Origin of the sequence: Microcoleus sp. Pol7_A1 (genome assembly GCF_036701085.1) — a bacterium.
Lineage (GTDB): Bacteria > Cyanobacteriota > Cyanobacteriia > Cyanobacteriales > Microcoleaceae > Microcoleus > Microcoleus asticus.
The window spans coordinates 60,813-71,931 of sequence record NZ_JAUBQD010000008.1 but is presented as its reverse complement, the minus strand read 5'-3'; the positions used below and the strand labels follow the sequence as shown (position 1 = coordinate 71,931).

The following is an 11,119-nucleotide window of genomic DNA, read 5'->3' as shown; positions in this document are numbered from 1 at the left end:
CGGAAACGGTGAATTTGGTGCTCTTCGGTGGCAATGTCGGCAGTAGTCCGTCAATTTTGACGATTAATGATGTGGCGACAAGTGGGACGACGCCAACTCCGACGCCGACACCTACGTCTCCAAGTATCTTCCAGTTCGCCCAACCAAATTACACGGTGGCTGAAGGCGGCGTGGCGACGATTAACGTTACTCGCACCGGTGGCACGGCGGCTGGATCGATTAACTACGCTACTCTTGACGGTTCGGCAAGTTCAACAGGCAGTGCACCGGATTACACTGGAACGTCGGCGGGGGTGTTGAATTTTGCTGCGGGGCAAACCACCGCTAGTTTCACCGTGACGGCTTTGAGTGATTTGATTTTGGAATCGCCGGAAACGGTGAATTTGGTGCTCTTCGGTGGCAATGTCGGCAGTAGTCCGTCAATTTTGACGATTAATGATGTGGCGTCAACTGGGACGACGCCAACTCCGACGCCGACTCCGACGCCAACTCCGGGGACAACTCCGGCGCCAACGGCCGTTCCAAACTATTTCTTCAGTGCGGCTAATTACAGCGTCAACGAGGGCAGCAGTGCGTCGATTACCATCAATCGCAGTGGCAACGTTACGGCAGCGAGTGCAATTTTGTTCAGCACGGCTGACGGTAGTGCTCAGTCTACGGGTTCTCAAGCGGATTACGTCAGTGTGGCTCAAGCGATCAATTTTGCAGCCGGACAAACTAGCGTACAAGTTCCGGTTCAAACTTTATTTGACACTCTCACGGAGTTTAATAATGAAACGGTGGGTTTGTTCTTGAGTGGTGGCAGTGTGGCTAGTCCGTCACTGGCTGTTTTGAGCATTATTGATCCTACTGCTGTGGCTCCGACTTCCTTCTATTACGGTCCGTCTCCTGGTTCTGTTGCTGATGGTACTTCTGGAACTTTTACAATTAATCGGACTGGCAATACTTCGGTTTCGGCTTCGGTCGACTATTTGATTGTTCCTCCTGGTACTGGTCAACCTACGAACACCATAGACTACAACATTAGTCCATCGGGGAATTTTACTGGAGGCACGGTTAACTTTAATCCCGGTGCAACTAGCGTTAGTCTGATGATTAACAATCTTCCTGGTTTGACTGGTGGGGGGGTGAGTTTAGGCTTTGGCCCAGGTGCGAATATCGCCAATCCGCCATCGACTCAAATTACTTTGCTTTAAGGCTGTTAGTAGGGCGAGGAATCATTGCTCTACTAATATGTCCCGCAAGTAGTTAAATGCTTTTTATCAGTCTGGCTCCTCACTACAGCTTTTTTCAAGAAAGCGAGGTACGCAGGTAAAATCTTCGCTGTGTGACAGTCGCTGGCACCGACAACTAATGGGATTCACCTACAGCGCTGATTGTGGGCGACATCGACCCTAATCCCATTGCTGGTGCTAGTTTCGTGGCTTTCAACCCATTTGCTACTTCGGTCTGATAGAACCATTTCAAGGTCGTACTCTTAGATGCTACGCGCGTTATTCGAGTACGACCTTGAACCTTTGTATATGCAAAGAATTAGATTGCGATTTGCCATTGGCTGGGGGTTTTTGAGATTGTCGGTTTTTGGCAATAATTTTTGGTAAAAGCTGCCCCTCTAATTATCGATTGGATATTATTTGTTTTTTTGTGTTTACCTATTTAATCCTTAATTTGTTGATAAGCTTGCTGACACTCTTCAAAGGTTGAGACGGAAGCTTCCCTATTCCCAAAATATAGTTGCTGATGTATTTTTATCAAAGTTTCGTAAGGCGCTGGCTGGGGTAATTGCTCGATTAATTGCAAATATTCGCCATCAGTGCGGCTGGGTTGATCGATCGCAGTTCCGGTATCATTTAACCGCTGCAACGCCGCCATGTAAAGACAGCGGCAAGCTTGGCGGTATTTCCCTTGTTGCTGCAATTTTTGCGATCGCAAAAACCACTCTGCTACCGACAAATCTTTAATTGTTTGTTTCGCACTGCCATCAGTTGTTTGATTCCTCTTTTTAAAATTATGAATATAAAAACGCGACAGTTGCCAAATCTGCCAACTCGCCCAGACTGCGAGCAATGCTAAGATTAACCAAAAGGCTGCTTTAGCGATCGCCCACAAGATCGGGGAATCAAACCAAGATGGCAATTTCACATTCGGTATATTTTGGGCAGTTTTTAGTTCCCACCACTCCTCTACTCGCTGTTGTAACTGTCCTAATTGCCAACTCAAATTAGTTTTCTCAAAGGAACTTTCAGACATAGCTTTGCATTAATGAGTAGATTTTTGATTGCGGATTGGAATTTTTTTTCTTCTATCATTATCCCCAAATCCCCGACTGATTAAAGAAATCGGAGATAAGATAGCGCGATCGCGTTTTACTTTTGATTAGGTTGACTTAAATGCCGAGTTATTGTCGCTAATCCAAATCGCCGCGCGATCGAGCATCGCATTTGACTGATAGTCTTCTAAAGGGGCGATCGCCCAACCGCTCAAACTCATTTTTAATACCACAGAGATAAGTTTTTTGTCAACTATCGATCGACTAAAAATTGATTTTATTGAATTTTCCTTCTTCCTCAAATCCGTTACATCCCGATTCAGTGCGCGTTGCCGAACTGCCTTATGCCATAAATTTTGGGATACTTAACAGCCTCATAAGAAATTTTATAAAGATTTACAAAAAAAACGTGTCAGAATGAAGTCAATAAGGTAATGGGTAACAGACAAGGAGGCACTGATGGTAGCGCTGACTGAACGAGTCCAACGCAGATTGACGGTGGAAAAAGTCGAAATTGCCCCTGACACAACGGCAATTCGATGCCTGGACTGGGATAGAGACCGCTTTGACATCGAATTCGGACTCAAAAACGGTACAACTTACAACTCATTCATCATTCGCGGTGAAAAAACAGCCCTCGTCGATACCTCGCACGAGAAATTTCGCCAGCAGTACATGGAAACTCTGACGGGCGAAATTGACCCCAAAGAGATTGACTATCTAATTATCAGCCACACCGAACCAGACCACAGCGGTTTAGTCAAAGACGTGTTGGCGCTGGCACCCCAAGCGATTGTCGTGGGAGCAAAAGTAGCAATTCAATTTTTAGAAAATCTTGTACACCAACCATTTGAACGATTGGTAGTCAAAAATGGGGACAAACTAGATTTAGGAAACGGTCACATTATCGAATTCGTATCGGCGCCGAACTTGCACTGGCCCGATACTATTTTCAGCTACGACAGCAAAACTCAAGTGCTGTTTACCTGCGACGCTTTCGGGATGCACTACTGTACCGACAGCACCTTCGATGACGATTTAGCAGCAGTTGAGGAAGATTACCACTTTTATTATGAGTGCTTGATGGCTCCCAACGCTCGATCGGTACTCGCTGCGATGAAGCGGATGGCAGAATTGGGAGAAATCGGTACAGTTGCGACCGGTCACGGCCCGCTGCTGCGGCACAACGTAGTTGAACTCACCGGGCGCTACAAAAAGTGGAGTCAAGAGCAAGCCAAGGCAGAAACCACTGTAGCGGTATTTTACACTTCCGATTACGGATTTAGCGATCGGCTCAGTCAGGCGATCGCCCACGGTATCACCAAAACTGGTGTCGCTGTGGAAATGATGGATTTGAAAACCGCCGACTTGCAAGAAGTTGCAGAACTTGTCGGTAATGCTGCCGGCATCGTAATTTGTTCGCCGCCGAGTGGGGGTAATGCTGCTGCGAATGCCGAAGCTGCCATCAACACAATTTTAGTTGCAGCTAACAACAAACAATCTTTCGGTTTGTGCGAATCCGGCGGCGGCGATGACGTATCTATTTACCCGCTGGGAAACAAGTTCAAAGAATTGGGTTTAAAAGAAGCATTTCCCAACATTGTAATTAAAGAAACGCCCACAGAACCGATTTATCAACTTTGCGACGAAGCCGGCACTGACTTGGGACAGTGGCTGACGCGGGACAAGGCTGTCAAACAGATGAAATCTCTCGACAGCGACCTCGATAAAGCCTTAGGAAGAATCAGCGGCGGACTGTACATCATTACCGCTCAAAAAGGCGAGGTTAGCGGTGCGATGCTGGCTTCTTGGGTAATGCAGGCAAGTTTTAAACCGCTGGGTTTAACAATAGCAGTTGCGAAGGATCGGGCGATCGAATCGATGATGCACGCGGGAGATAAATTTGTTCTCAACGTGCTCGAAGAAGGCAATTATCAAACCTTGATGAGGCACTTTTTAAAGCGTTTTCCTCCAGGTGCCGATCGATTTGCCGGAGTTAAAACTCAACCTGCTACCAACGGTTCTCCGATTTTGACAGATGCTTTGGCGTACATGGAGTGCGCAGTAGTCAGCCGGATGGAACTTTCGGATCATCATATCGTATATGCGATCGTCGATAACGGCCGCGTATCCAATCCCGATGCACTGCCGGCAGTTCACCACCGCAAAGTGGGAAATCACTATTAAGAAAGGAAGTTCGGGTGCTGATGGCGCACCTTACCTACGCAAAAACTTTCAACGTAGGGTGCTGATGGCGAACCTTACCGAGCTCTAAACGTAGGGTGCGCCATCAGCATCTTCTTACCTTTTGTTTCTGCATTTTCACTCTTAGGAATTGCCAATGCCTGCCAATCTTTTAGAAGACCGAGATTACACAATTATTATTGCCAGAAGCGATGCCAGCAAAGACCCCCAACATCCTTGGTACGAGGAATGGGTAGAAGCACAGGCATCTCTGATCGACTTAGCAAAAAAATGTCAGGAATTTGACAGCGACGGCATCACCCTTTACGAAGCTTCTACTCCTATGTGGAAGTATAAAAATTCCAATGTTGCTCGGTTAGCTGAAATTTTGCAGCGACAAAATACGGAACTGGATTCAGCAAACCCGACTGCAATTAATTTGGAAGAAGCTCTGAAAGAAACTTTCAGCGATTATTTCGGAAGCAAAACAAATGCCGCAGGGAAGAAAGGAGCAATAATTGTTGCAGTCCTAGATCAAAAACCAGAAAAGACCGCTGCTGTCGCCGAAATTCTGATAAGTGCGGCAAATAAAATAGATAAAGATGAAGAAATTGGAGTCAGCTTTATCCAAATTGGGGACGATTTGAAAACCAGGGAATTTCTGATTGACCTGGATACAAATTTACAGGGTCGAGGTGCAAGGTTTGACATTGTAGATACCAAGTTTTGGCACGAAATCAAAAGAAGTTCTGTAGTTCAGTTTCTCATAGGTGCAATTAATGACTAACACTTTGACTCTTAGGCTCGGATCTGATGCTAAACCCCGCGACGTGCAGTTTATCCCGATCGCACTCGATACTTTTATTGTGCGATCGCGCACTTGGGACAGACTAAAATTTGAAGTCGAGTATTCGCTGCAAAAGGGTACGACAGCAAATAGCTATATTATTCAAGCTGACAAAACTGCTTTGTTCGACCCACCGGGGGAATCTTTTACTCAAAATTACCTGGAATATTTGCAGCAACGGGTGGACTTGACAAAGCTGGATTACATAATTTTGGGGCATTTCAATGCTAACAGGTCAGTAACAATTAAAGCTCTGTTAGACTTAGCTCCTCAAGTAGCTTTGGTTTGCACGAATCCAGCGGCGATTAATTTACGAGCGGCATTTCCCGAACAAGAGTTAAACATTATGATCGTTCGGGGAGAAGAAACTCTCAATTTAGGAAAAGGTCACGCCTTAAAATTCATCGCGACTCCGACTCCTCGCTGGCCCGATCAACTTTGCACCTACGATCCGCAAACTCGAATCGTGTTTACTGACAAACTATTTGGAGCTCACGTTTGCGGCGACCAAGTATTCGATGAAGGCTGGAGCGTTTACAGCGAAGACCGGCGCTATTATTACGATTCCCTGCACGCATCTCAGGCAAAACAAGTGCTGGCGGCAATGGATAAATTAGCCGATTTACCTACAGCATTTTATGCTCCCGGTCACGGCCCGATCGTCCGTTACGGCCTCCACGAACTCAGCAATTTGTATCGGGAATGGAGCCAGCAACAAAATTCAAAAGACTTGACAGTTGCTTTGATTTATGCTTCGGCTTACGGAAATACGGCTACTTTAGCGCAGGCGATCGGCAAAGGAATTACTAGGGCGGGGGTTGCGGTGGAAAGTATCAACTGCGAATTTGCCGAACCGGGAGAAATTAAAGAGGCGATCGAAAAATGTGCGGGATTTATCATCGGAACTCCCACGCTAGCAGGACACGCTCCGACGCAAATTCAAACTGCTTTGGGAATTGTTTTATCTACCGCAACTAAGAGCAAATTAGCGGGGGTATTCGGTTCTTTTGGCTGGAGTGGAGAGGCAATCGACTTGGTGGAAAACAAGCTGAAAGATGCCGGCTATCGCATCGGATTTGAACCGATTAGAGCTAAATTTAAGCCGACTGCTGCGACGATTCACGAGTGTACAGAAACGGGAACGGATTTTGCTCAAGCTTTGATTCGATCGCAAAAATTGCGGGCACCGAAACCGCAGTTAGCAGCAGGGAGCGATCGCACTGAACAAGCAGTAGGGAGACTCGTTGGTTCGCTGTGCGTAGTCTCGGCGAAGCGGGAGGATGTCACCAGTGCGATGCTGGCTTCCTGGGTGTCGCAAGCAACGTTTAATCCACCGGGCGTGACGATTGCGGTGGCGAAAGATCGATCGATCGAATCTTTGATGTACGCCGGAGATAAATTTGTGCTGAATATCTTAGCAGAAGGGCGACAGTTGCGGAAGTATTTCATGAAAAACTTTGCTCCGGGAGAAGACAGATTTGCGGGAGTCGAAACAATGGAAGCTAGCAACGGCTGTCTCGTTTTGACTGATTCTCTAGCTTATCTGGAATGCAAAGTGATAAGTCGGATGGAATGCGGCGATCACTGGGTAGTTTATGCGGCGATTGACAACGGTCATTTGCTCAAAAATGACGGCGTGACAGCGGTGCACTACCGGAAATCTGGTACTCATTATTAAATCGAAACAATCTCGCAGAAGCCTGTTTTTGTAGGGCGGGACGCTCGTACCCGCTCTTATTTCTTTTTACCCTGAGCGACTTGACCGCTCGCGCAGCCGAAGGGCATTATTCCTTCTGCTAAGATAAGTTTTTAAGTTCTTCTGCGGTTTGGTTTAGGAGTTGCGTACTGAGTTTAAATTGAGCAAGACTACTCTCAGTTTCTGTTACTCCTAAGTTAACATTGTTCATGGCCTCAAGCACTTGTTGAATTGCGACCGCCTGTTGGTTAGCATTCAGAGAAATCTGTTTGTTGTTCAAAAATACTTTGTCGATCGCATCTGCTACACCCGCAAAAATTTCTGTTGTCCCTTGAGCTTGTTTAATACCTTGCTCCGCTGTTTTTGCTCCTTCATTCGTTACTATCACCGTGTGGTCGATCGCCACTTGAATTTCTGTCACCAGAGCATTAATTTTCTCTGCTGATTTTTTGCTTTCCTCAGCTAGTCGGCGAATTTCTGTCGCAACTACAGCAAAACCCTTACCATTTTGGCCAGCACGGACTGCTTCGACTGTGGCATTGATAGCCAGCATATTTGTTTGGTTAGCGATATCGGCTACTAGGTCAGAAATTCCACCAATTTTAACAGCATTGTCGCTCAAATAGGTAATCTGTTTAGTAATAGCTCCTACTTTTTCTTGAAGAGTTACTATCCCCTTCATGGTATTTTCTACGGATTGATTACCGGCATCAGCTAGTGTTAGCGCTTGATGAGCCGAGACTGCTGATGCTTCTGCTTGCTTGGCTGAAAGTCCCGAAGCAACAACTAACTCATTCATCGTCGCAGTCGTTTGATTCACAGCATTAGCTTGTTGAGACACAGTGTATTCCTGCTGAGCCACGGCGGCCGTGATTTGCGTTGAAGAAGAGACAATTTTCCTCACAGATTGTACTATTGGGTTAACAATCTCACGGGTGACGATCGCAGTCAGGAATGCAGCAGACAACAAAGCGAAGACGAGAGTAAGCAGTAGCAGCACGGTCAAATGCCCAATCTTTGCTTCAATGCGATCGTGTCTTTTTTCGCCGACTTTTCGCTGGAGTTCGATTAGTGCTGAAAAGTCATCAACTGTTTGGGCACCAAAAGGAGTTGTCGTAGCTGCGCGATACTCTGCAGCTTCCTTAATTTTGCCTGCTTGCTGCAACTCAAACCACCTAGGTCTGGCTGCGATATACCTTTGATAAGCATCTTGCACTTTTTTCAAAGCTACTTGCTCTTCTGGTGTGAGTTCACCTTTAGCATATTCTCGCAGGTTATCGTCAATTATTTTGTATAACTTGGGTTGTTGGGCCAAAATTTCCGATCGCTTCTCTGGTTGAACTATAAATTGGGGGAAGCCGTAACGCAGCTTCCACAAAGCCGACTCGGAGTTGGCTAGAGCAACTGTCCCCTTAACTTGATATGCGTACAATTTCTCCGCATCTTGTGCTAGTTCAACTGTGTTTCGCCAACCAACAAACCCGACACCTGCGAGTAAGGCTATCAAAGCTCCAAAGCTAGCCAACAATTTAGCCCTAATTCCTAAGTTCATTGGATTTTAGATTTTATCTTATACAGAATAAAAAATAAGGAAGAACTAGGCTTTGTCAAGCTCAGCAGCCTTTTCCGGCCACAGATAAATAGCGCCAGAAATCAAAGTTAAAGCCACAGAAACCCAAAAAGCAATTAATGCGGGAAAATTCCATGCTTCAGATAGAGGAGCAATTAAAAGTGCGATCGCCACAATCTGACTCACCGTCTTCAATTTGCCCCAAATATTAGCTCCAGAAATCGTAGTTTTATTAACACGCCACCCCGCAATTGTCAATTCCCGACCTAAAATTAAAAACACTGCCCAAGCCGGCACTTTCCCCAACTCAATCAACACTAAAAGCGGCGCGAGCACCAACAATTTATCCACCAAAGGGTCTAGAAACTTTCCCAAATCGGTAATTTGATTCAGCTTCCTAGCCAAATAGCCGTCCAGCCAATCAGTAGCCGCAGCTACCACAAAAATCGCGGTGCAAATCCAGCGGCTTTGCGCGCTTGGGTCGTACAAACCGTAGAGCAGAAAAGGCACTCCCAGCAAGCGAGAAAAAGTAATCAAATTAGGCAAATTCATAGCAGAAGGAATAAGGAATAAGAGCGATGTAAAAATGCAATTGGGGACAATCGTTTCAGTGATTAAGAACGTCTTGACTGTCGGGCGCGGTTGCTATAAATCAAAAATTAAGGGCAACTCTGCGAAGATTGCCCTTAATTTAACATTTTTTGCAGTCACTTTAGTAAACAATGCAGTTCATCAATTTTTTATCCAGTTCTATGATATAATCTAGGCCGTAAGATTGATTTTCTAATCCTTGCACCAGATTTTCTGGCAGGTCTTGGGCAATTTCACTGCTACAGGAACCAGCAGCTAAAGCAATAGTTGCTACTGTATCGACATCTCCCGAAAAGGCAATGCAATCTTGGAGCAGTTTGCTCATACTATCATTTCGCATGACAGCAGTAATAGCGGCTCTAACACAGACCAAACCTTTAGTGCTGACTTCTCCTTGCCAAGGTATCGACCACTCACCAGCAACGTGCCTTTCTAGAAAATTTCCCAAATTATTCTTTAAACCTAACTGATAAATAAAGTAATGGGACATCAAAGCGGCCGCTATAGCTGCTTTAATGCCATCGGGAGTGTTGTGAGTAATTGCAGCTTGAATGGTGGCATTTTCGATGACTTTTTCAATACTAGGAAAAATGCCAATGGGCCCGGCTCGCATCGCCGATCCGCTTTTATCGCTAGCGGAGCGAATTTTTGCTAAGAATTCTTTGCCGTCTTGAACTTGTAGCAAAAAATTGTAAAATTTACCAGCATAACCTACTCGCCGATCGCGGTGAAAAGCTGCAACAAATTTGGTGGCTAAAAGTTCCGGCGTCCAAGGTTCTCGGCTGACTATAGCTTCTGCGACGGCTAAACTCATCTGCGTATCGTCTGTGTAGCATCCCGGTTGGATGTCGTGACGGGGATGTTGTATGTAGCCGTTGAGATTGTTGTACAATTCGATCGTCTGCCCGTCAACAAATTCAAAACCCGCACCGTAAGCATCACCGATCGCTAACTCTAGCAACATATATTTAATCCCATTTCCAAATATTTAATACCCTATTTTTACCCAAGTTTTAAAATAAACACACAACCCAAAACAGCCTGACTATCTAAAACGCGCCGTTTTTACTCAACACAACCCAAATCGTTTTGTACATCAAACTAATGTCGTAAAAAACAGACCATTTGCGCTGATAGTCGAGATCCATCAGCACAATCTCGTCAAAATCTTTAACTCCTGAACGCCCGTTAACTTGCCACTCCCCAGTCATACCGGGCTTAACATTCAAACGCTGCCAGTGAAAATTGTCATAGGCAGCAACTTCATCGGGAGTAGGCGGTCGAGTCCCAACCAAACTCATTTCCCCCGCTAACACATTCCAGAATTGAGGCAACTCGTCCAAACTCGTCCTCCGCAAAAAGCGGCCGACGCGGGTAACTCGCGGGTCATTTTCATTCTTAAAAATGTGACCCTTGGCTTGGTTGTTAACTAAATGCTTGAGCTTTTCTGCACCGACAACCATCGATCGAAATTTCCACATTCTGAAATGTCGCCCTTTGAAGCTGCAGCGGACTTGACTGTAAAGCAGCGGGCCAGGATTGTCCAACAGCATCGCCACTGCCACCGGCACCGCCACCGCAACAGCAATTGCCAGTCCCAGCAGCGAGCCCAAAATATCGATCGACCGTTTTACCTTGCTAGTTACGGATCGGTGAACCTGCTGTCTTGATACACAAACTTGGTAAGTAAATTTTTGCAGAAATAAGGACAGCATTCCTGATAATACTGATGATATATAGGCACCCATCGGAAATTTCATTTGATTAGTCTCAACTTTAAAGAGATCTTACGTCCATCTTATTCGCCACCCCAAATCTGCAGAACCTCAAATGCTGAGCTTTGCAAAATCTTTAAAAAGCAACAACATTTTTATAAAGTTTCTGTGTATTTCCTCTAAGGTAGTATAAATTTTATGTAACTTTAAGTAAATTCACATAAAAAAGTTACTCTTGACCACAAAA

The 11,119-nt window shown here is 45.5% G+C and carries 10 protein-coding genes; 4 read left to right on the top strand and 6 right to left on the bottom strand.

Annotated elements, in window-relative coordinates:
* Positions 1 to 1,196: Calx-beta domain-containing protein (locus tag QUA20_RS07390; protein WP_333187124.1), on the top strand; the 1,196-nt coding region annotated here is incomplete at its 5' end.
* A 460-nt stretch (positions 1,197 to 1,656) separates the two neighbouring features.
* On the opposite strand, the gene QUA20_RS07385 is transcribed toward QUA20_RS07390, so the two are convergent.
* The gene (locus tag QUA20_RS07385) at positions 1,657 to 2,250 is read right to left on the bottom strand and encodes a DUF4129 domain-containing protein (RefSeq protein ID WP_333187122.1); all 594 of its coding nucleotides are present in this window, start codon (positions 2,248 to 2,250) and stop codon (positions 1,657 to 1,659) included.
* 126 nt (positions 2,251 to 2,376) lie between these two features.
* Positions 2,377 to 2,502 (bottom strand): hypothetical protein, encoded by a 126-nt coding sequence (locus tag QUA20_RS07380; protein ID WP_333187119.1) that lies wholly within the window; start codon positions 2,500 to 2,502, stop codon positions 2,377 to 2,379.
* Positions 2,503 to 2,728: 226 nt separating this feature from the next.
* Here QUA20_RS07380 and QUA20_RS07375 point away from each other — a divergent pair, with 226 nt between their 5' ends.
* The 3 genes from QUA20_RS07375 (at position 2,729) to QUA20_RS07365 (ending at position 6,978) form a co-directional block, all read left to right on the top strand.
* The gene (locus QUA20_RS07375; RefSeq protein ID WP_333187116.1) at positions 2,729 to 4,456 is read left to right on the top strand and encodes a diflavin flavoprotein; all 1,728 of its coding nucleotides are present in this window, start codon (positions 2,729 to 2,731) and stop codon (positions 4,454 to 4,456) included.
* Positions 4,457 to 4,610: 154 nt separating this feature from the next.
* On the top strand, positions 4,611 to 5,240 hold the full coding sequence (locus QUA20_RS07370; RefSeq protein ID WP_333187114.1) for a hypothetical protein: 630 nt from the start codon (positions 4,611 to 4,613) through the stop codon (positions 5,238 to 5,240).
* A complete protein-coding gene (locus QUA20_RS07365; RefSeq protein ID WP_333187113.1) occupies positions 5,233 to 6,978 on the top strand; it encodes a diflavin flavoprotein in 1,746 nt (581 codons plus the stop codon). Before QUA20_RS07370 ends, QUA20_RS07365 begins: the two co-directional genes overlap by 8 nt.
* A gap of 118 nt (positions 6,979 to 7,096) precedes the next feature.
* Here the strand turns inward: QUA20_RS07365 and QUA20_RS07360 are convergent, their stop codons facing one another.
* From QUA20_RS07360 to QUA20_RS07345, 4 genes are all read right to left on the bottom strand, one after another.
* A complete protein-coding gene (locus QUA20_RS07360; RefSeq protein ID WP_333187111.1) occupies positions 7,097 to 8,548 on the bottom strand; it encodes a methyl-accepting chemotaxis protein in 1,452 nt (483 codons plus the stop codon).
* A 45-nt stretch (positions 8,549 to 8,593) separates the two neighbouring features.
* Entirely contained in the window at positions 8,594 to 9,118 is a 525-nt protein-coding gene (gene pgsA, locus QUA20_RS07355) for a CDP-diacylglycerol--glycerol-3-phosphate 3-phosphatidyltransferase (protein WP_172185881.1), read from the bottom strand.
* 160 nt (positions 9,119 to 9,278) lie between these two features.
* Positions 9,279 to 10,121: an ADP-ribosylglycohydrolase family protein gene (locus QUA20_RS07350; RefSeq protein WP_333187107.1), complete on the bottom strand. Its 843-nt coding sequence runs from the start codon at positions 10,119 to 10,121 to the stop codon at positions 9,279 to 9,281.
* Between the two features lie 85 nt (positions 10,122 to 10,206).
* Positions 10,207 to 10,917, bottom strand: coding sequence for a sugar transferase (locus QUA20_RS07345; protein ID WP_333187106.1), 711 nt, complete (start codon positions 10,915 to 10,917; stop codon positions 10,207 to 10,209).
* Positions 10,918 to 11,119 lie beyond the last annotated feature (202 nt).

Bases quoted from the DNA above. Each gene is read 5' to 3' on its own strand.
- pgsA (WP_172185881.1), bottom strand. From the start codon at position 9,118: ATGAATTTGCCTAATTTGATTACTTTTTCTCGCTTGCTGGGAGTGCCT.
- QUA20_RS07345 (WP_333187106.1), bottom strand. From the start codon at position 10,917: ATGAAATTTCCGATGGGTGCCTATATATCATCAGTATTATCAGGAATG.
- QUA20_RS07350 (WP_333187107.1), bottom strand. From the start codon at position 10,121: ATGTTGCTAGAGTTAGCGATCGGTGATGCTTACGGTGCGGGTTTTGAA.
- QUA20_RS07360 (WP_333187111.1), bottom strand. From the start codon at position 8,548: ATGAACTTAGGAATTAGGGCTAAATTGTTGGCTAGCTTTGGAGCTTTG.
- QUA20_RS07370 (WP_333187114.1), top strand. From the start codon at position 4,611: ATGCCTGCCAATCTTTTAGAAGACCGAGATTACACAATTATTATTGCC.
- QUA20_RS07385 (WP_333187122.1), bottom strand. From the start codon at position 2,250: ATGTCTGAAAGTTCCTTTGAGAAAACTAATTTGAGTTGGCAATTAGGA.
- QUA20_RS07365 (WP_333187113.1), top strand. From the start codon at position 5,233: ATGACTAACACTTTGACTCTTAGGCTCGGATCTGATGCTAAACCCCGC.
- QUA20_RS07375 (WP_333187116.1), top strand. From the start codon at position 2,729: ATGGTAGCGCTGACTGAACGAGTCCAACGCAGATTGACGGTGGAAAAA.